The sequence below is a fragment of the Lichenicoccus roseus genome (assembly GCF_005844085.1).
In the GTDB taxonomy this organism is placed as follows: Bacteria; Pseudomonadota; Alphaproteobacteria; order Acetobacterales; family Acetobacteraceae; genus Lichenicoccus; species Lichenicoccus roseus.
Genome location: NZ_VCDI01000002.1, coordinates 577,052 through 595,391, shown reverse-complemented (window position 1 = coordinate 595,391; position 18,340 = coordinate 577,052). Strand labels below are relative to the sequence as shown.

General features: G+C 70.9%; 18 protein-coding genes and 1 pseudogene. 7 read left to right on the top strand and 12 right to left on the bottom strand.

Annotation, left to right across the window (positions count from 1 at the left end; genetic code table 11):
• Positions 1–8 precede the first annotated feature (8 nt).
• The gene (locus FE263_RS08090) at positions 9–443 is read right to left on the bottom strand and encodes an Rrf2 family transcriptional regulator (RefSeq protein WP_138325429.1); all 435 of its coding nucleotides are present in this window, start codon (positions 441–443) and stop codon (positions 9–11) included.
• Between the two features lie 131 nt (positions 444–574).
• On the opposite strand from FE263_RS08090, the gene FE263_RS08085 reads away from it, so the two are divergent.
• The 4 genes from FE263_RS08085 (at position 575) to FE263_RS08070 (ending at position 4,113) form a co-directional block, all read left to right on the top strand.
• Positions 575–1,075, top strand: coding sequence for an MmcB family DNA repair protein (locus FE263_RS08085; protein WP_138325428.1), 501 nt, complete (start codon positions 575–577; stop codon positions 1,073–1,075).
• A gap of 24 nt (positions 1,076–1,099) precedes the next feature.
• Positions 1,100–1,945 (top strand): inositol monophosphatase family protein, encoded by an 846-nt coding sequence (locus tag FE263_RS08080; protein WP_408886165.1) that lies wholly within the window; start codon positions 1,100–1,102, stop codon positions 1,943–1,945.
• A 128-nt stretch (positions 1,946–2,073) separates the two neighbouring features.
• Positions 2,074–3,030, top strand: a complete 957-nt coding sequence (locus FE263_RS08075; protein WP_138325427.1) for a lipid-binding SYLF domain-containing protein — start codon at positions 2,074–2,076, stop codon at positions 3,028–3,030.
• Positions 3,031–3,042: 12 nt separating this feature from the next.
• Positions 3,043–4,113, top strand: a complete 1,071-nt coding sequence (locus tag FE263_RS08070; protein ID WP_138325426.1) for an SDR family oxidoreductase — start codon at positions 3,043–3,045, stop codon at positions 4,111–4,113.
• Between the two features lie 349 nt (positions 4,114–4,462).
• Here FE263_RS08070 and FE263_RS08065 read toward each other — a convergent pair whose 3' ends face one another.
• The gene (locus FE263_RS08065) at positions 4,463–5,749 is read right to left on the bottom strand and encodes a Gfo/Idh/MocA family protein (RefSeq protein WP_138325425.1); all 1,287 of its coding nucleotides are present in this window, start codon (positions 5,747–5,749) and stop codon (positions 4,463–4,465) included.
• Positions 5,750–5,851: 102 nt separating this feature from the next.
• On the opposite strand from FE263_RS08065, the pseudogene FE263_RS08060 reads away from it, so the two are divergent.
• Positions 5,852–6,793: pseudogene (locus FE263_RS08060) on the top strand (SDR family oxidoreductase); the annotation flags it as partial.
• Positions 6,794–6,836: 43 nt separating this feature from the next.
• On the opposite strand, the gene FE263_RS22515 reads toward FE263_RS08060, so the two are convergent.
• From FE263_RS22515 to fabD, 6 genes are all read right to left on the bottom strand, one after another.
• Positions 6,837–7,706: an SDR family NAD(P)-dependent oxidoreductase gene (locus tag FE263_RS22515; RefSeq protein WP_138325423.1), complete on the bottom strand. Its 870-nt coding sequence runs from the start codon at positions 7,704–7,706 to the stop codon at positions 6,837–6,839.
• Positions 7,703–8,707 (bottom strand): endolytic transglycosylase MltG, encoded by a 1,005-nt coding sequence (gene mltG, locus FE263_RS08050; protein WP_171033998.1) that lies wholly within the window; start codon positions 8,705–8,707, stop codon positions 7,703–7,705. The genes FE263_RS22515 and mltG overlap by 4 nt, the downstream gene beginning before the upstream one ends.
• Before the next feature lie 31 nt (positions 8,708–8,738).
• Positions 8,739–10,022, bottom strand: coding sequence for a beta-ketoacyl-ACP synthase II (fabF, locus tag FE263_RS08045; protein WP_138325422.1), 1,284 nt, complete (start codon positions 10,020–10,022; stop codon positions 8,739–8,741).
• A gap of 24 nt (positions 10,023–10,046) precedes the next feature.
• On the bottom strand, positions 10,047–10,286 hold the full coding sequence (locus FE263_RS08040) for an acyl carrier protein (RefSeq protein ID WP_138325421.1): 240 nt from the start codon (positions 10,284–10,286) through the stop codon (positions 10,047–10,049).
• 221 nt (positions 10,287–10,507) lie between these two features.
• Positions 10,508–11,260 (bottom strand): 3-oxoacyl-[acyl-carrier-protein] reductase, encoded by a 753-nt coding sequence (gene fabG / locus FE263_RS08035; protein WP_138325420.1) that lies wholly within the window; start codon positions 11,258–11,260, stop codon positions 10,508–10,510.
• A 30-nt stretch (positions 11,261–11,290) separates the two neighbouring features.
• Complete coding sequence (gene fabD / locus FE263_RS08030) at positions 11,291–12,262, bottom strand: ACP S-malonyltransferase (RefSeq protein WP_138325419.1); 972 nt, start codon at positions 12,260–12,262, stop codon at positions 11,291–11,293.
• Positions 12,263–12,470: 208 nt separating this feature from the next.
• Between fabD and FE263_RS08025 the strand changes: the two genes are divergently transcribed.
• Positions 12,471–13,040, top strand: coding sequence for a biliverdin-producing heme oxygenase (locus tag FE263_RS08025; RefSeq protein ID WP_171033997.1), 570 nt, complete (start codon positions 12,471–12,473; stop codon positions 13,038–13,040).
• A 256-nt stretch (positions 13,041–13,296) separates the two neighbouring features.
• On the opposite strand, the gene FE263_RS08020 is transcribed toward FE263_RS08025, so the two are convergent.
• The 3 genes from FE263_RS08020 to FE263_RS08010 are packed head-to-tail and all read right to left on the bottom strand — an operon-like array spanning position 13,297 to position 16,207.
• Complete coding sequence (locus FE263_RS08020; RefSeq protein ID WP_138325417.1) at positions 13,297–13,611, bottom strand: AtuA-related protein; 315 nt, start codon at positions 13,609–13,611, stop codon at positions 13,297–13,299.
• Complete coding sequence (locus FE263_RS08015; RefSeq protein ID WP_138325416.1) at positions 13,608–14,909, bottom strand: acyclic terpene utilization AtuA family protein; 1,302 nt, start codon at positions 14,907–14,909, stop codon at positions 13,608–13,610. The genes FE263_RS08020 and FE263_RS08015 overlap by 4 nt, the downstream gene beginning before the upstream one ends.
• On the bottom strand, positions 14,906–16,207 hold the full coding sequence (locus FE263_RS08010; protein WP_138325415.1) for a CitMHS family transporter: 1,302 nt from the start codon (positions 16,205–16,207) through the stop codon (positions 14,906–14,908). Before FE263_RS08010 ends, FE263_RS08015 begins: the two co-directional genes overlap by 4 nt.
• 96 nt (positions 16,208–16,303) lie before the next feature.
• Here FE263_RS08010 and FE263_RS22900 point away from each other — a divergent pair, with 96 nt between their 5' ends.
• On the top strand, positions 16,304–16,651 hold the full coding sequence (locus FE263_RS22900; protein ID WP_138325414.1) for a LysR family transcriptional regulator: 348 nt from the start codon (positions 16,304–16,306) through the stop codon (positions 16,649–16,651).
• On the opposite strand, the gene FE263_RS08000 is transcribed toward FE263_RS22900, so the two are convergent.
• Positions 16,584–18,203, bottom strand: a complete 1,620-nt coding sequence (locus FE263_RS08000) for a carboxylesterase/lipase family protein (protein ID WP_205880307.1) — start codon at positions 18,201–18,203, stop codon at positions 16,584–16,586. The genes FE263_RS22900 and FE263_RS08000 overlap by 68 nt on opposite strands.
• Between the last annotated feature and the right edge of the window lie 137 nt (positions 18,204–18,340).

Here is an 18,340-nt window from a genome sequence, read left to right as displayed (position 1 = left end):
GGCCTCGATCAGCCGGCGATCGCCTTGGTCGCCTTGCTGATCTGCATCGCGATCGCCTCGAGGGTGATGGCGGCCAGCGCATCGCGCATCGCGATCTCGGCGGCCCCGAAGCGTTCCCCGAAGATGCTTGGCACATGCCGTCCGACCGGGCATTCCGGATCCGGGTTGGCATGCAGCGGCAGCAACGGCAGCCGCACCGGATTAACCGCGAGCCAGACATCGTCCAGCGAGATCCGGCTCGGCGGCCGCCCGAGTGCTGCACCACCCTGACCACGGCGCACCCGCACCAGGCCGGCATGCGACAACAGCCGCATGATCCGCCGCACCACCACGGGGTTGGTGTTGACGCTGCCGGCGAGACGCGGGCTGGTGAGACGGCTGGCCGGTTCCAGCGTCATCAGCAGCATGATGTGGGTGGCGACTGAGAAACGGGTTGCGATCATCACAGGCTGAAACAGCTATCTCGCGGGAATGGTTGCGTTACCGTCGCATCATGAAATCGGGAAAGGCGAAGCGGAAAAGCCTGCGCCCGGGCATTGCGTTCGCCGGGCGCTTTCGGCATCACCGGGCCTGCATGCAGATCAGCCTGCCAGAGAACTCGCTCGCCATCCGGCGCGCCGCCGCCCGGCTCTGCGGCCAGCTCGGCTGGGTGCCGCTGCATGAAGTGCCGCTGCCGAACGGCAGGCGTGCCGACATCCTGGCGCTGCGGCCGGACGGTGGCTTCGCCTGCATCGAAGTGAAGTCCGGGCCACGCGACTTCCTGACGGACGGCAAGTGGCAGGACTACCGCGCCTACTCCGACGCGCTCTACTTCGCGGTCGACGAGCAGTTTCCGCAGACGCTGCTGCCGCACGATACCGGCCTCGTGGTGGCCTGCGTCGGGCCGCACTGCGCGCCCGGCTCGATGATCGCGCAGGATGCCGAGATCCTGCGCGAGGCGCCGGCGCACCTGCTGGCGCCTGCCCGACGTCGCGCGCTGATGCAGCGTTTCGCGACCATCGCCGCCCAGCGCCTCGCCATGATCGAGGACCCGGCGATCACCGCGTCGCTGCGCGCGGCGCTACGGGTCGAGTAGGGTGGCGGCTGCTTGCACCCGGGCATGCGCCAGCCCAGGGTGCCTGCCCCCGACATCTCCGAGGCATCCATGCAATCCAGCGCCCTGAACCAGCGGCTCGAAGCAGCCAGCGAGATCGTGGCCGAGGCGGCGACGCTTGCGATGCGGATGCGGCCGGCGGCAGGCAGCTTCACCGGCAACCTCAAGGGCGCGCAGGACTGGGTCACCGAGGCGGACGGCGCCGTGGAGGCGCTCATCGCCGGCCGCCTGCGGACCCTGTTCCCGGACGACGGCTTCAAGGGCGAGGAGACCGGCGAAAGCGCGGAAGGCGCCGGCGCAGCGTTGCGCTGGGTGGTCGATCCGATCGACGGCACCTCGAACTATGCCCGCGGACGGGATCGCTGGGCGGTCTCGCTGGGCCTGATGGACGGCGATCGGCCGGTCCTGGGCCTGGTGGCCGCACCGGTGCTCCGCGAGACCTTCATGGCCCGCGAGGGTGGTGGCGCCACGCTCAACGGCGCACCGATCCGGCCGGCCGATACCGCGGACATGCGGCGTGCCATGGTCGAGGTCGGCTGGAGCCCGAAGGTCACGGCGGAGGCGCATGCGGCGCTGACCGGTCGCATCGTCGCCCTGGGTGCCGCGCCGCGCACCGGCGGCTGCGGCGCCATCGCCCTGGTCGAGATCGCCTGCGGACGGCTCGACGCCTACATCGAGCCGTTCATCAACGTCTGGGACGTGGCAGGCGCGCTGCCGGTGCTGGCCGAAGCGCGGGTCAGGGTGTCGCCATTCCTGCGCGACGGCGGCATGACCGGCGCCTGGCCGATCCTGGCCGCCACCCCCGGCATCGCGGCTGCCGTCTCCGCCGCCAGCGGCATCGGCTTCGACTGACGGCATCGGACGGCATCGGACGGCTTCGGGGGCTCTCCCGGACGCCGGATTCTTGCTAGGCAAGACAACCTGGGCTTCCAGGCGGATTCGCCCCCTGGCGGGCGTTGGACGAGGATAGAGGATACGCCATGCGAACGCGCCGCGGCCTTGCAGCAGTCGCTTCGATCGTGCTGCCGTCGATGGTGGTCCTGCAGGCCCTGCCGACCGCCGCCCACGCCCAGGGCCAGCCTCCTACCGAGGCGCAGGAGCAGCAGCAGCGACTGGTCGATCGCGCGACGCTGACTGCGCAGGACATCCTCGACTGGCGCGCCAACGGCGACCAGGCCCGCCGTTTCCTCGCCCGTTCGCGCGGCGTGCTGATCTGCCCGAGCATCTTCCGCATGTCCTTCATCTTCGGCGGCTCCGGCGGCGGCTGCACGCTGCTGGCCCGCGACGGCTCCGGCTCCTGGTCGGCGCCGGCCTTCTACTCGATGGGTTCGGGCTCCTTCGGCCTGCAGGCCGGCATCCAGGATGCCGAGCTGATGCTGTTCATCATGAGCAGGCGCGGCCTCACCGCAATCATGGACAGCCAGTTCAAGTTCGGCGCCAACGCCGGCATCACGCTGGCCACCCTCGGCGCCGGCATGGAGGGCGACACCTCCGCCGCGTTCAACGCCGACATCGTGGTGATCGAGAAGAGCAAGGGCCTGTTCGCCGGCATCTCGTTGCAGGGCAGCATCCTGTCCTTCGACAGCATCGGCAACCGCGCCTACTACGGCCAGCCGGTCGGACCGCAGGACATCGCGGTGGCGATGCGGGTGAACAATCCCGGGGCCGATCCACTGCGGGCGGTGCTGATGCGCTACGGCGGCGCCGGCCCGGCCACGCCTCCGCCCGCCATCGGGCCGGACGCCGGAGAGGCGAGCAACCCGGACAACTACCCGCCCGCCTACCGGCGCGGTACCGCATACGGTGCTCCGAACGCCTACCAGGGATCGCCGGCCTACCAGGGCGGCCAGTCCTATCCGGCCAATCCCGACACCGGCCCGACCCAGCTGGCGCCGAGCGATCCGGTGCAGAGCCAGTCGCTGCCGCCGCCACGCTAGGATGCCCGGGGCATGACATCACCGGGCGTTGTACGGCAGGCGCTCGTCGCCGGCGCCAGCGGCATCATCGGACGTGGCGTGATCGAGGCCCTGCGATCGGCGCCGGGCTGGGAGGCGACGCGGTTGTCGACGCACGGCCTGCCGGATGGGCGCGCGATCGCCGCCGACCTGCTCGACCGCGAGGCGACCGCGCAGGCGCTGCAGGCCGCGTCGGGCACCACCCACCTGTTCTATGCGGCCTACCGGGCGCAGCCCGACTTCGTCGCCGAGGTCGCGGTCAACGGGCCGATGCTGGAGAATCTGCTGGACGGCTTGCGTCAGGTCGGCGCGCCACTGCAGCGCGTAGTGCTCTACCAGGGCGCCAAGGTGTATGGCGTGCATCTCGGCGAGGTGCAGGCGCCTTTCTACGAGGACAGCCCGCGGCACATCCCGCCCAACTTCTACTACACCCAGGAGGATACGCTGCGCCGTCGCGCGGCGGCGGGCGAGTTCGCGTTCTCGATCCTGCGGCCGGATGTCGTCGTGGGCGATGCCGTCGGCAATCCGATGAACATCGCCATGGTGATCGGCGTGTTCGCCACCCTGTGCAAGGCCACCGGCACGTCGTTCCGGTTTCCCGGCACGGCGCAGGTCCATGACGGCGTGCTGGCGCAGTTCACCGATGCGCGCCTGCTCGGCCAGGCCAGCCTGTGGAGTGCAACCGCCGACGCCGCGGCCGGCGAGGCCTTCAACTACGTGCACGAGCCGTTCCGCTGGCAGCGGGTCTGGCGGCAGGTCGCCGACGCCTTCGGCCTGGAGGTGGCGCCGCCACTGCGCATGAGCCTCGCGCAGCAGATGGCCGACAAGGCGCCGCTCTGGAACCGGCTGACGCAGGCGCACGGGCTGCAACCCGTGGCTTACGAGAAACTGGTCGGCTGGGCGTTCGGCGACTTCATCTTCAATACGCCGTTCGACATGATATCGGACATGGGCAAGATACGCCGCGCCGGCTTCAACGAGACGATCGACAACGGTGTGGCGCTGGTCGGCGCGATCCGCCGGCTGCAGGAGCAGAAGATACTGCCGCGCATCGACGAGATTTGACATTCTTCGAGATTAGCTGACGCCCCGACCCCGAGCGGCCGGTGGCGACAACAGCTTTTCGATGCAGCGATCGCAGACTTCATGCCACCTGAAACCGCAGAGTGGATGACAGGCACTTCCAACAGCGCGACAGACGAAGATCCTGCCCAGGGGTCCGGAAGCGGCGGCGCCAACTCGGCGCGGCATCGTGCTTCGGGGCGTGCCCGATCAGGTGATCTTCGGCAAGAACGAAGCCATCATCGAGAAGATGTCCGGCGACACGACTGTGTCGCGCGGGGTGGACGCGCTCCGGAAGCCTTCCAGCCACATCTCGATGGCCTCGCGCATACGCTCCGCCTGATCCGTGCAGTCAGGTCAGCAGATACGGACCCAACTGGCTCGGCCACTCGCCGCGAGGCTTCGCCTGCGTCACCGCCGACGGCAGCGTCACCGCCGAGCCACCGGCCGCGGACTGGTAGATCGCGGCAAGGATGCGCATGTCCTGCAGGCCCTCCTCGCCCGGCGTCAGCGGCACCGCCTTGTTGTGCAGGCTGAGCGCGAACGCATCCATCTCCACCGCGAACTGGTTCCTTGGCGTGAAGCGCCGTGTTTCCAGCGCACTCGCGCGCCCCGCCTTGCGGTCGATCTGCAGGGCGAGGTTGTCATAGCCGAACGCGGGATCGAGCCCGAGCCAGCCACGCTCGTTATGCACCCGCAGCTGACGGCTCTCGTGGAAGCTGTAGCCGGAACTGCCGGTGGCGATCACGCCCGACGGGAAGCGCATGGTGAACAGCGCCACGTCCTCGACCTCGCGGAAGCGCGGATCGTGCGGCGGGCGCGTCACCCGGCCGGTCACCTCGACCGGCTCCTCGCCGGTGATGTAGCGGAAGGCGTTGGTGCAATAGAGGCCGACGTCGGGCAGCGAGCCGCCGCCGGCCATCGCCAGGATCTGCCGCCACTGGCCGTTCGGCAGGTCATTCTGGCCATTCACCGCCTCGATCATGCGGATCGCTCCGTACTGGCCGCTGCGCGCCAGCCCGATCAGGGTGCGATGCGCCGGATCGTGCTGCAGCCGGTAGGCGATCATCAGCGTGCGCCTGGCCTGGCGGCACGCCTCGACCATCTGCTCGGCCTCGGCGACGGTCGCCGCCATCGGTTTCTCGCACAGCACGTGCTTGCCGGCGGCGGCTGCACGCAGGGTGAACTCGGCATGCATCGCGTTCGGCAGCACGATGTACACGGCATCGATGTCCGGATTGTCGCGTATGCCGTCGAAGTTGGCGTAGCTGTACAGGTTCTTCTCCGGCACCCCGTATTGCGCCGCGATCGTGCGGGCCTTCTCCGGCCGTCCGCTGACCAGTGCCGCGATGCGCACATGTGCCGCCTGGCCGAAGCCGGGCAGGATCTCCTCGAGCGCCAGTGTGCCGAGCCCGACCACCGCGATGCCCAGGCGCTTGCCCGGCGGAATCGGGTTCGGCACCTCGCCATTGGCCTCGCTCGGAGCATGCAAAGGCGGCAGGCCGACATGGCCGTCCGACACCGAGCCGCGCAGCGCGCCCGGTTCCTGCTGGCCCGCGCCGGGCGCCGCCGCGGCCACGGCGGTGGCGGCCAGCAGGGCAGTGCTGCCGAACAGGGTGCGGCGGGTCAGCTCGGTCATCGGCGGGCTCCATGTCGTGCTGGCTGACGGGCAGCCCTGCAGCCAACACGGCGCGGCAGAACGGGATTTACAGATGCACAGGCTTGTGTGGCATCTACCCGGATGGCTGAACGCTCCCGACCGCCGCCCGCACCCCGGGCCGCACCGCGCATCGTGATCATCACCGGCGGCTCGTCCGGAATAGGCCGCGCCGCCGCCGGCCTGTTCGCCCGGCGCGGCTGGTCGGTAGGGCTGATCGCGCGGGGAGCCGCCGGACTACAGGCCGCCCTTGCCGACGTGCAGGCCACCGGAGCCACGGGGGCCGTCGCAGTCGCCGACGTCGCCGATGCCGAGGCGCTCGACCAGGCGGCGCGCGCGCTGACCGCGCAGCTCGGGCCGGCCGATGCCTGGATCAACGCCGCCGGCAACGGCGTCTACGGCCGCCTGCTCGACGTGACGGATGCCGAGTTCCGCCGCGTCACCGACGTCACCTACATGGGCACGGTGAACGGCGTGCGGGCGGCGCTGCGCATCATGCTGCCGCGTGATGCCGGCGCCATCGTCAATGTCTGCTCCGGCATCGTGTTCCACGGCCTGCCGCTGATGTCGTCCTATGTCGGCGCCAAGGCGGCGGTACGCGGCTTCGGCCAGTCGATACAGGTCGAGCTCAAGATGGCGGGCAGCCGGGTGCGCCTGGCGACGATCTTCCCGCCGGCGGTCAACACCCCGTTCTTCAGCCACGCGCCCTCGCACATGGGCTTCCCGGCCCGGCCGGTGCCACCGGTGTACCAGCCGGAGATCGTCGCCGAGGCGCTCTATGTCGCAGCCACCGGGCGCTGCCGGGAGATGACGGTGACGTCGGTGGTCACCGCCTTCTCCTATGTCGCGCGGCTGTCGCCGGCGCTGGCGGCCTGGCTGATGGGGCGGCTGCGCTTCGATGCCCAGCTGTCGCGTGATCCCGAGGCGCTCGCCGCCGAGGAGCCGAGCCTGTTCCACCCGCCCTCGCGCGTGCTCGGCGTGCGCGGACCGTTCAACCGGCGCGCCCGTGGCTGGAGCGCGCAGGTCAAGCTGCTCGCGTTCCTGCAGCGCATCGCCGGCAGGGTTGGCGTCAATCCTGCGGCTGCAGATACGGCGCCGCCAGCGCCCGGCTCGCCGTCCATACCTGCGCCCGCAGCGACGGATCGACCGCCCGCCTGTTCGGCGGCACCGGCCGACGCCGTTTCAGGTAGGCTCCGCTGAGCCCGGCGCACTCCGGCGACAGTGCGGCATGGAGCGGAGTGTCGGCGCCCTCGCGCTCGCTCAGGATGAACGGCGCCATCAGCCGCCAGGCCAGGCCGACCATGCCGGGCTCGCGCACCAGACCGGTCGCCACCATGCCCGGATGCACCACGTTCACCGCGACCTGGGCCGGATCCAGCCGTTCGGCCAGCGTCATCTGGGTCATCAGCAGGGCGAGCTTGGAGCGGGCGTAGGCGCGCGTCATCCGCCAGCCCGCAGCCAGTTCGAGGTCGGCAGGGTCGATCCCGGCGCCGTCGGACGTCGAGGATCCGACGCTGACGACCCGGGCGCCGCCACCCTGGGCCAGCAGGGCCGGCAGCAGGGCGTGGGTCAGCACCAGCGGCGACAGGTGATTGACCGCGAGGGTACGCTCGTGGCCTTCCGCAGTCAGCACCCGGCGCGACTGCAAGGTGCCGGCGTTGTTCACCAGCAGCCCGACCGACGGTGCCTGGGCGCGTATGGCGGCGGCAGCCGCTGCCGTCTCGGCCAGCAGCGACAGGTCCGCCTGCACCGTGATCAGCCGGTCGCGGCTCTCCGGAACCCGGCCCGCGATCCAGTCACGTGCGCGCCCGAGGCGGGCGGGGTCGCGGCCGACGATGAACAGCCGATAGCCGGAGGCGGCAAGGCCGAGTGCGATCCAGCGCCCGATCCCGCCGGTCGCCCCGGTGATCACCGCCGCGCCGGCATGAGGCTCGTTCATCGGGACGGCTCCTTGGATGCGTGCGCACCTTCCAGTGCTCGCAGCCGCGCGACGTTCTGCAGGTGGGTGGGCAGGTCGGTGGCAAAGGCATGGCCGCCGCTGCCGTCGGCGACGAAATACAGCATGTCGCCGGCGGCCGGGTGCGCCGCCGCATCCAGCGCGGCCGGGCCGGGAGAACAGATCGGCCCGGGTGGCAGGCCGGTGACCAGGTAGCTGTTGTACGGATTGGGCTGCGCCAGATCGGCCCGGCTGAGCGGACGTGCGAGAGTTCCGAGCCCGCCTGATGCCCCGTAGATGACGGTCGGGTCGGATTGCAGCCGCATGCCGAGGTGCAGCCGGTTGAGGAACACGCGGGCCACCAGCGGGCGCTCCGCCGGCCTGGCGGTCTCGCGCTCGACCAGGCTGGCGAGGACGAGCAGGTCGCGAGGCGTCGGCAGCTCCGGCTGCGGCTGGCGGCTGGTCCAGGCCGACTGCAGCCGTCGCTCCATGGCCGCCTGCATGCGCGTCACGATCGCCGCGCGCGTGGTGCCGCGCTCATACGCGTAGGTCTCGGGCAGGATGCTGCCTTCCGCCACCACCGGGGTCGCACCCGCCAGCGCATCGGCGGACGCCAGCAGCAGCGCGATCTGCGCCACGGTCAGGCCTTCCGGTATCGTCAGCTGGTGCTGCACCGGGCGAGCCGTCCGCAGCACCAGCAGCAGTTCGCGCACCGAGGCGTGCGCCGGGAACTCGAACTCGGCGGCATGCACCGGACCGTCGCTGCGGGTAAGCCGCCCGGCGACGCGAAAGCCGAACAGGGCGGCCGGGCCATCGGGCAGTGCGTCCTCGCGCTGCAGGACGGCGCCGGCGCCGGCGAGCCCGCCATGCGGGATGACGATGGCCGTGGCTTGCGGCAGCGGTCCCGGCCTCCAGTACCACCAGAGCGCGCCGGCTGCCATGCCGGCGCCGAGCAGGACGCCTGCGAACAGGAAGGCCGCGATCAGGCCAAGCGTGCGGCGCATCAGGCCGGCGGCCCGGCGAAGGCGGGCGCGCTCAGGCGGCGCCGAGCACGATGCTGGCGTTGGTGCCGCCGAACCCGAAGCTGTTCGACAGCGCGTGCCGGATCGGCCGCCGTTGCGCCTCGCGGGCCACCCGGTCGATCACGCTCTCGCGGCTCGGGTTGTCCAGGTTGAGCGTCGGCGGCGCCACCCCGTCGCGGATCGCCAGCAGCGAGAAGATCGCCTCGATGGCGCCCGCCGCCCCAAGCAGGTGGCCGGTAGCCGACTTGGTGGACGACATCGCCAGGCCACGCGCCGCATCGCCGAACAGCCGCTCGACGGCGTCGAGCTCGAGATCGTCGGCCATGGTGGAGGTGCCGTGCGCGTTGACGTAGCCGATGTCGGCCGGTGACAAGCGGGCGCTCTTGAGCGCGGCCACCATCGCCCGGTAGGCGCCGACATGGCCTTCAGGCGGCGCGGTGATGTGATGCGCGTCGCCGGAGAGGCCGTAGCCGAGCACCTCGCCGTAGATCCTGGCCCCGCGCTTGCGCGCGTGCTCGTATTCCTCGAGCACCACGATGCCGGCGCCCTCGCCCATCACGAAGCCGTCGCGGTCGCGGTCCCACGGGCGCGAGGCGCGCTCGGGGGTGTCGTTGAAGTCGGTGGACAGCGCCCGCGACGCGCAGAAGCCGGCGATGCCCAGCGCGCACACCGCACCCTCGGCGCCACCGGCGATCATGACGTCGGCATCGCCCAGCATGATCAGCCGCGCCGCGTCGCCGATCGCGTGCACGCCGGTGGCGCAGGCGGTGACGGCGGAATGGTTGGGGCCCTTGAAGCCGTAGCGGATCGAGACGTGACCCGAGACCAGGTTGATCAGCGCCGAGGGGATGAAGAACGGCGACAGCCGGCGCGCGCGGCCCTCGTGGACCTGCACAGATGCCTCGTAGATGCTCTGCAGCCCGCCGATGCCGGACCCGATCATCACGCCGGTGGCGCACTGGTCTTCCTCGCTGGTCGGCAGCCAGCCGGAATCCTCGACCGCCTCGATGGCGGCGACCATGCCGAGATGGATGAAGCGATCCATCTTCTTCTGGTCCTTGTGCGGGATCCATTCGTCGAGATCGAGACCGCCGCTCGCGCGCGAGCCTGCCGGAACCTCGCCGGCAACCTGCGCCGGCAGGCCGGAGGCGTCGAACGAGCGGATCGCGCGGATGCCGCTCTCGCCTTCCACCAGCCGCGACCAGAACTGCCTGACGCCCACGCCGAGCGGTCCGGATATGCCCATGCCGGTCACGACGACCCGCCGTGCCCCGGCCCCGTTCAGCGTGGGGATCATGCTGGAAGCCCTGCAGCCGTTACGTCAGGCGGCCTTCTGCTTCTCGATGTAGTCGATCGCGTCCTTCACGGTCGAGATCTTCTCGGCCGCGTCCTCGGGGATCTCCACGCCGAACGCCTCCTCGAAGGCCATCACCAGCTCGACGGTGTCGAGGCTGTCGGCGCCGAGGTCGTCGATAAAGGAAGCCTCGGGGGTCACCTTGCTCTCCTCGACGCCCAGGTGCTCCACGACGATCTTCTTAACCTTGTCGGCGATCTCGCTCATCTGATCCTGCTTCCTCTCTGACCCGGAATAACCCGCGGTACGAACCCGTTCGTCCTGTTGATGCCGCCCGGCGCCGTGTCGTGGCACCCGACCATGCCGCCCGGCTCCGGACGAAGCAGCGGGCGATTAGCATGGATTTTCATCCCCCGCCAAGGCACCGGATCGATGCGCCTCCGCCGTCGATGGCGCAAGTGTTGCAGGCCGATGAATTTTCCGAAGCCTCAGGACATCGCCATGCCGCCATTGACGTGCAGCGTGGCGCCGGTGACCCAGGCGGCCTCGTCGGAGGCGAGGTAGGCAACGGCGGCGGCGATATCCGCCGGCTGCCCCATCCGGCCAAGCGGGATGGCGGCGGTCAGCTTCGCCCGCTGCGGCTCCGCCAGCGCATCGGTCATCGCGGTCTCGACGAAGCCGGGCGCCACCACGTTGACGGTGATGCCGCGCGAGCCGACCTCCTGCGCCAACGACTTGCTCATGCCGATCATGCCGGCCTTGGCGGCGGCGTAGTTCGACTGGCCGGCATTGCCGGTGACGCCGACGATGCTGGCGATCGAGACGATGCGGCCGGCGCGCCGCCGCACCATGCCCTTCAGCGCCGCGCGGCAGAGCCGGAACGGGGCGGCGAGGTCGACCTCCAGCACCCTGCCCCAGTCCTCGTCCTTCATGCGCAGGGCGAGGCCGTCGCGGGTCAGGCCGGCATTGTTCACCAGGATGTCGAGGCCGGTTCCGGTCGCCTGCTCGGCGGCCGCCACCAGCGCGTCGGGTGCCGCCGGATCCGAGAGGTCCGCCGGGCAGACATGCACCGGCGCCCCTGACGCCGCCGCCAGAGCCTCGGACAGGCTTTCGAGCGCCTCGCGCCTGGTGCCGGACAGCACCACCGCCGCTCCCTGGCCGTGCAGAGCGCGTGCGATCGCGGCGCCGATGCCGCCGGACGCTCCGGTCACCAGGGCGGTCTTGCCATCAAGCCTGAACATCGATGGGCCTCCTCGATTGCCGCGTGCCGGTCAGAGCAGCTTCAGCAGCTCTTCGATCTCTTCCGGGGTGCCGACGCTGCGCGTGGCGGCGTCCGGCGCGATGCGCTTGCACAGGCCGGACAGCACCTTGCCGGCGCCGAGCTCTATGAAGCTGTCGACCCCCAGCGCGGTCATCGCCTGCACGCTCTCGCGCCAGCGCACCGTGCCGGTGACCTGGCGCACCAGCAGGTCGCGTATCTCGTCGACGCCGGTCGCCTTGGCGGCGGTGACGTTGGCGATCAGCGGCAGCCCGGGTGCCGCGATGCTGGCCTCGCCGAGAGCCTCGCGCATGGCCTCCGCCGCCGGCGCCATCAGCGAGCAGTGGAACGGCGCCGAGACCGGCAGCGGCAGGGCGCGACGGATGCCGCGCTCCTTGGCGATCTCGATGGCCCTGGCGATCGCGCCGGTGGCGCCGGAGATCACCACCTGGCCGCCGCCATTGTCGTTCGCCACCTCGATGACTTCGTGACGGTCGGGCGCGCCTTCGGTGCGCAGCACCGCGGCGGCGGCGCAGATCTCGCGCGCCTGCTCGATCTCGGTGCCGAGCAGCGCCGCCATGCCGCCCTCGCCCGCCGGCACCGCCTGCTGCATCGCCAGTCCGCGGCGGCGCAGCAGACGGGCGGCGCCTGCGACGTCGAAGCTGCCGGCGGCGGCGAGTGCCGAGTATTCGCCGAGCGAGTGGCCCGCCACCACCGCGGCGCGGTCCGCCACCTGCAGCCCCGCCTCGCGCTGCAGCACACGCAGCACCGCGAGCGACACCGCCATCAGCGCCGGCTGGGTGTTCTGCGTGAGGGTAAGCTCCTCGATCGGACCGGAGAACATCAGCTTGGACAGCCGCTCGCCGAGCGCGTCGTCGACCTCCTCGAAGACCTCCCGGGCAGGTGCGAAGGCAGCCGCGAGATCGCGTCCCATGCCCGCGAACTGGCTGCCCTGTCCGGGAAAGATGAAGGCGTAAACAGGCATAGGTGCGGGATCCGATCCGGCCTGGCGCATGGAGCGTCACGCGCTGCTTGAGTTCGAGGCGGCGGTGCGCGCCCCCCGTGCGGAAGCTGGGACATGACGGACAGGCCATGAAGATGTCAATGTTGTGCCGGGTGAGGCAGAATTGTCGCAGCAGGCACGCGCGCCGGCCGAACCTCCGCCTGCCTGAACACCGGGGATGTCCGTCCGCATGAACGAACTCAGGGCCGTGCTGCGCCAGGGTACCCAGGCGGCGCATCAACGCCTGGACGCCAGGATGAGCACGCTGCCGCTGGACCGGCGGCCGTCCTATAGCCGCTTCCTGCACGTCCAGGCGGCGGCGCTGGTGCCGCTCGAGATCGCACTCGAACAGGCTGGCGTGGTCTATCTGCTGCCGGACTGGACCTGGCGCACGCGCCGCGCCGCACTGCTTGCCGACATCAGGCAGATGGACGGCGAGGAGGCGCCGATGCCAGGGCCGCAGGAGCAACCGGTCGACTGGATCGAGAGCCCGGCCGCGATGATCGGCGCCACCTACGTGCTGGAAGGCTCCCGGCTCGGTGGCGCCATGCTGCGCAAGCAGGTCATGGCGGCCGAGGATCCGGTGATCCGGCTGGCCAGCCGGTTCCTGAACCACGGCAACGGCGAGAACCTCTGGCTCAGCTACAACGACACCCTGAAGAACGCGCGGCTGGACGAGGCCGAGCGGGCGGTGATGGTGGACAGCGCCGTGCGCAGCTTCGCCCTGTTCGAGACGGCAGCCCCGGAAGCCGGTTCCTGAGCCACTCTCCCGGAGCTGCCGCAGGTATCCGGGTGCCGGATAGGGGCAGAGCGGGTGCGTGCAGGCGACCTGCGTGGGCGCCGCGTCGGCGAACAGCGGTCGTCCTTGTATCTGGTGGCGACGAACGGCCCCGGCGCGATCCCCGGCCCGGCGCTCGAGCGCCGCAATCACATCGTGGTCGGGATCGACACGCTCCGGTCGCGGGACGGCATTGCTGCCGGGAGAAGGCCGATAAGCGCCAGCCAGTACAGCGACCTCATCCACCTGTCTCCGGCATCTCGATCTCGAGCATCACCGCGCTCAGCGTCTTGCCGTGCGCATCGCGGGCCAGCGAGCGGGTGACGCCGCCGCCGAGCGCGCCCTCGAGGACGAAGTTGAGGGCGTGCAGCGCCGGCATCTCGTACCGGCGCACCGGCCCGCGCGCCAGCGACGAGAAATGCGCGGCGACGCGCTCGACGGTGACGGCGCGCAGCAGCAACGGGTAGTCCTGCGGCCGATATGCGATCACCGAGATGCTGGAAACGTCGCCCTTGTCCCCGGCGCGTGCATGCGCGATCTCCCGCAGCTTCATGTGCCGATCCATGTAGTGCTCGTCTCGACCAGCGCGCGATCGATCAGCGTGGAGACCACCGCGATCACCTCGCGCACCACGCTGCGCGCGCCGCCGCCGGCTGCCGGGCCATTGGTGTAGAGCGCCTCGACCTCGCGCCCGATGCGGGCGGCGTCGCGGCTGGTGGCGGCCCGGCCGGCGACCCTGATCCGGACCTCGCCGGGCTCGCGTCCGACGATGTCGACATGCAGCTCGGTGATCGGCGCGGCGGTCAGCTCGAGGCGCTCGCGCACGATGGCGATGGCGAGTGCGGCGCGCGCCCCGGCCCCCTCGCCGCGATACGAGATCTCGCCCTCGCCGACGAACGAGTCGCGGTAGCCGATCGATACCTTCAGCGTATCGGTCGGCGCGGTGCCGGTGGCGCCGGCGAGCGTCACCCGGTCGGCGCCGGCATAGGCCAGGGTGACCCGGCTGAAATCGGCGACCAGGTCGGGCTGCATGTAGCGGGCCGGATCGTGCACCTCGTAGAGCAGCTGTTCGGCGCAGATGGCGGCGTCCACCCGGCCGCCGCTGCCGGCGACCTTGGTGATGACCGCCGTGCCGTCCTCGGCAACCTCGGCCAGCGGAAAGCCGAGCCGGGCCAGCCCTTCGACGTCCTTGAGGCCGGGATCTGCGTAGTATCCGCCGGTGACCTGGCCGGCGCACTCGAGCATGTGGCCGACCGCGGTGCCGCAGCCGAGCCGGCGCCAGTCGTCGCGCGGCCAGCCGAAACTGTGCGCGATCGGCGCCAGGAACATCGCCGGATCGCCGATGCGGCCGGTGATGACGAGGTCGGCGCCGCCGGCCAGCGCATCGGCGACCGGCCAGGCGCCGAGGTAGGCGTTCGCCGAGATCATGCGATCCGCGACATCGCCGACCACGCCCTGCGTCTCGACCAGCGGGCTCTCCGGGCGCGCGCGCACGAGATCGGTGACGTCGTCGCCGGTAATCGCGGCAATGCGCAGCTTCAGACCCAGAGACCGGGCGATGCGTGCGGCCTCGCGGGCGGCGGCAAGCGGATTGGCGGCGCCCATGTTGGTCACGATCCTGGTGCCGTGGGCGATGCAGGCGGGCAGCACGGTCTGCAGCCGCTCGGCGAGGTACGGGTCGAAGCCGGCCTCCGCGTTGCGCTGCCGGGCGAGCTGGGCCAGCGCCACGGTGCGCTCGGCGAGGCATTCGAAGACCAGGAAATCCAGCGCGCCATGCCCGGCAAGCTCCAGCGCGGGCTCGATGCGATCGCCGGAATAGCCGGCGCCGGCGCCGATGCGGACGGTCCTCATAGCGGGAACACCCCGAACAGCACCGCGGCGAAGGTCATCAGCACCGAGGCGGCGAGCAGGAACGGGATGGTGAACCGCTGGTGCGCGGACAGGTCGATGCCGCACAGCCCGACCACCAGGAAGGTCGCCGGCGTCAGCGGACTGATCGGAAAGCCGGTGGTCATCTGGCCGAGCAGGGCCGCCTGCCCCACCGCCAGCGGATGGCCGCCGAGACGGTGGGCAACGTCGGCGATTACCGGCAGCACGCCGAAATAGAAGCTGTCCGGATCGAACACCAGGCTCAACGGCATCGAGAGCAGGCCGAGGACGAACGGGATCTGCCGTCCGGCGCCGACCGGCACCGCGGACACCGCCGCCTGCGCCATCGCGTGCAGCATGCCGGTATGGCCCATGATGCCGGTGAAGGCTCCGGCGGCGAGCAGGATCGCCGCCATCAGCAGCGCCGGCCTCGCATGCGCGTCGATGCGCGCGCGCTGATCCGCCGGGCGCGGGTAGTTGAGCATCAGCGCGATGACGGTGCCGACCATGAACGCCACCACCGGGGCAACGATGTCCGAGATCATCACCGCGAAGACGGCCACGGTCAGCAGGAGATTGACGACGAACAGGCGCGGCCGGCGCAGCGCCGGATCGCTCATCGCGGCGGCCGGCGCCGTTGTCGCCGGTGTTGCGCCGGTGGCGGCGATCGCGCCGATCCGCCGTGCCTCGCGCCGGCCGAGCACGATGGCGGTCGCGAAGACGAAGAGCTGGCCGGTGATCTGCACCCCGATCAGCGGCCGGAACAGCTCCAGCGGCGAGACATGCAGCGCGGCGGCGGCGCGCAGGGTCGGCCCGGTCCAGGGCAGGAAATTGACGCCGGCGGCCATCGAGGTGACGCAGGCGAGCACCCGCCGGTCCAGCCCCAGTCTCTCGTAGAGCGGCAGCATCGCCGGGATGGTGACCAGGAAGCAGACCGCGCCGGAGCCGTCGAGATGCACCAGCAGGGCGAGAGCCGCGGAGCCGACGACGATGCGGGTCGGGTCCGAGCCTGCCACGCGCAGGATGAAGCCGATGATCGGCTCCAGCAGCCCGGCATCGGCCAGGATGCCGAAATACAGGATGGCGAACACGAACAGGCCGGCGACCGGTGCGATGGCGGAGATGCCGGCGACCATGAAGCCCGCGGTCTTGAGACCGAAGCCGCCGAGCAGCGATGCCACCACCGGCACCCCGATCAATGCCACCAGCGGCGAAGCCAGGTCGAGGATGATCACCGCCAGCAGGACGAGGATGGTCAGCGCACCGAGGGTCGCGAGCATCGTGTCTCCCCTTCATCCGGTCTGGCGCCGATGCCGCGAACTCTGCCGCGACCAACCCATGCGGACAATGACGGGTGATGGATATATTGATGCGGAATGCGCCTGACGCCGACCATCGCCCGGCGCGAGGCGTTCCTTCAGGTGGCCGCGGCCGGCAGCTTCAGCCGCGGCGCTGTTGCGGCCGGGGTGGGGCAGTCGACGCTCAGCCGCACCGTGCAGGCATTGGGGCAGGCGCTCGGCCTCGTGGCGCGGCCGCTGGCCGCACCGGTGATGCGCCGCTCCATCGGGGTGGTGACGCGGTCCGGACGCCCGCTCCCGGTCGCCGCCACCGCTCTGCTGGCGGCGATCGGTACGGAGTTCCGCGCCGTGCAGGTAATCAGCCTCCGGGATGCACCCGATCACCCTGCATCCGGTCCCACAGGTCGCAGCGATGGGCGGCCCTGAACGCGGCGGCGGGTTCGGATACCGGCTGTCCGATCGTCAGCGACAGCAGCTCGTGGCTTTGGTTGAACGTCGGCCAGGCCACCTGGCCGCCGACGTCCGGACGGCCGTTCGCCACGAAGGCGCCCCAGTAGCGGACCAGCTGGTCGGACAGCCTGTGCTCTGCCGGGGTGAAACGGGCATAGTCGATGCCGCCATCGTGGCCGGGATACAGGTAGACCAGCTCGGTCGCATGGCCCGCACCCCACACGTAGTGCGGGATCGGATACCAGCCGGGGCCATTCCGGTAGGCGAACTCGTAGGCGTGCACCGGAACCTGACGCGCCAGCGTGTCGCGCAGCCAGGCCGCGCCGCAGCCGCCGATGCCCCACTCGACATTATCCGCGCCGAGAATGCCCGCATCCGTTGTCGCGGCGGCGAACCGGTAGGCCGGGGCCTGGGGGGACGGATCGGCGGGCGGGGGATAGGCAGCGAGCACCGCCGCGGCGTCGCGGCCGAAGCGAAGCCGGATGGCGGCCAGGTATTTCGCCCGGGTCCAGCCGATGTCGTTCATCGTGAAGGAGCGCTGCTCGTCGAGGGTGGAGCCGATCAGCACCGGGACATGCGCGAAATCGCCCTGCACGACGGCGACACGCGGATCCCTCGGCAGCACGTCGTTGTCGCGCGTCGGGACGTAGCCGGCGGCCTGGTGGTCGAGCAGCTCCACCACCGGCTTGCGGCGCAGGCAGGCGAGCATGGCACCCCGCTCGTCGCAGCCGAGGCTGCGCGCGTAGGCCTCGCCGTCCGTCGTGGAGCGCGCGAGGCTGCGGCTGAAGCAGGACCCGCTCTCGATGATCGCCTGCTGGAACAGGCCGCGCGAGCCGGGCGCCACCAGATGGGCGCACACCGAGTAGCCGCCCGCCGATTCGCCACCGATGGTGACATGGCCCGGATCGCCCCCGAAGGCGGCGATGTTGTCGCGTACCCAGCGCAGCGCCAGTTGCTGGTCGAGCAGTCCGGCATCCCCCGCCGCGCGATCCTCGCCCTGCATCCCCGGCAGGGCGAGGAAGCCGAGCGCGCCGAGCCGGTAGTTCAGCGTCACGCCGATGATGCCGTCGCGGCGCACCAGCAGGTCCTGCCCGTCGCGCGCGCTCGAGCCGGAGGTGAAGCCGCCGCCATGGATGTAGACGAACACCGGTAGCCGGGCCCCGGGCACGGTCCCCGCCGGGCGCTGCACGTTGACGAACAGGCAGTCCTCGTCGACGACGATGGTCGGCGAGCGCAGGCCGCGCGGCTGCGGGCAATAGCTGCCATAGGCGGCGGCGGAGCGTACGCCGGCCCAGGGCGCGACCGGGTGCGGCGCCCGCCAGCGCAGGTCGCCGACCGGCGGTTCGGCGTAGGGGATACCGAGGAAGTTCTCGATGCCGCTGGCCTGCTCGCCGAGCACCGGGCCGCCGGTGGTCCGGACCAGCAGGCGCTGCGACGGCGCCGGGTCCGCCGCCCGTGCCACCGTGGCACCTGCGATCGCCAGCATCAGGCCGGCCGCCACGCCGCGCCAGAGCGAGAGTTTCGACATGTGTTTCCTCCCGGTATCTCCGTACCGTCGTCGAGCCTGAGTCGTTTCAGGCCGGATGTCCATGCTTCACCATGAGCCGGGTTCTGCCAGCCGTCCGCATCGTCCACGGATCGAGGCACGAAGGGCCTGTCGGCATC

Excerpts from the sequence above, each read along its gene's own strand:
- FE263_RS08090 (WP_138325429.1), bottom strand. The coding sequence starts at position 443 with ATGATCGCAACCCGTTTCTCAGTCGCCACCCACATCATGCTGCTGATG.
- FE263_RS08085 (WP_138325428.1), top strand. The coding sequence starts at position 575 with ATGCAGATCAGCCTGCCAGAGAACTCGCTCGCCATCCGGCGCGCCGCC.
- FE263_RS08080 (WP_408886165.1), top strand. The coding sequence starts at position 1,100 with ATGCGCCAGCCCAGGGTGCCTGCCCCCGACATCTCCGAGGCATCCATG.
- FE263_RS08075 (WP_138325427.1), top strand. The coding sequence starts at position 2,074 with ATGCGAACGCGCCGCGGCCTTGCAGCAGTCGCTTCGATCGTGCTGCCG.
- FE263_RS08070 (WP_138325426.1), top strand. The coding sequence starts at position 3,043 with ATGACATCACCGGGCGTTGTACGGCAGGCGCTCGTCGCCGGCGCCAGC.
- FE263_RS08065 (WP_138325425.1), bottom strand. The coding sequence starts at position 5,749 with ATGACCGAGCTGACCCGCCGCACCCTGTTCGGCAGCACTGCCCTGCTG.
- FE263_RS22515 (WP_138325423.1), bottom strand. The coding sequence starts at position 7,706 with ATGAACGAGCCTCATGCCGGCGCGGCGGTGATCACCGGGGCGACCGGC.
- mltG (WP_171033998.1), bottom strand. The coding sequence starts at position 8,707 with ATGCGCCGCACGCTTGGCCTGATCGCGGCCTTCCTGTTCGCAGGCGTC.
- fabF (WP_138325422.1), bottom strand. The coding sequence starts at position 10,022 with ATGATCCCCACGCTGAACGGGGCCGGGGCACGGCGGGTCGTCGTGACC.
- FE263_RS08040 (WP_138325421.1), bottom strand. The coding sequence starts at position 10,286 with ATGAGCGAGATCGCCGACAAGGTTAAGAAGATCGTCGTGGAGCACCTG.
- fabG (WP_138325420.1), bottom strand. The coding sequence starts at position 11,260 with ATGTTCAGGCTTGATGGCAAGACCGCCCTGGTGACCGGAGCGTCCGGC.
- fabD (WP_138325419.1), bottom strand. The coding sequence starts at position 12,262 with ATGCCTGTTTACGCCTTCATCTTTCCCGGACAGGGCAGCCAGTTCGCG.
- FE263_RS08025 (WP_171033997.1), top strand. The coding sequence starts at position 12,471 with ATGAACGAACTCAGGGCCGTGCTGCGCCAGGGTACCCAGGCGGCGCAT.
- FE263_RS08020 (WP_138325417.1), bottom strand. The coding sequence starts at position 13,611 with ATGAAGCTGCGGGAGATCGCGCATGCACGCGCCGGGGACAAGGGCGAC.
- FE263_RS08015 (WP_138325416.1), bottom strand. The coding sequence starts at position 14,909 with ATGAGGACCGTCCGCATCGGCGCCGGCGCCGGCTATTCCGGCGATCGC.
- FE263_RS08010 (WP_138325415.1), bottom strand. The coding sequence starts at position 16,207 with ATGCTCGCGACCCTCGGTGCGCTGACCATCCTCGTCCTGCTGGCGGTG.
- FE263_RS22900 (WP_138325414.1), top strand. The coding sequence starts at position 16,304 with ATGCGCCTGACGCCGACCATCGCCCGGCGCGAGGCGTTCCTTCAGGTG.
- FE263_RS08000 (WP_205880307.1), bottom strand. The coding sequence starts at position 18,203 with ATGTCGAAACTCTCGCTCTGGCGCGGCGTGGCGGCCGGCCTGATGCTG.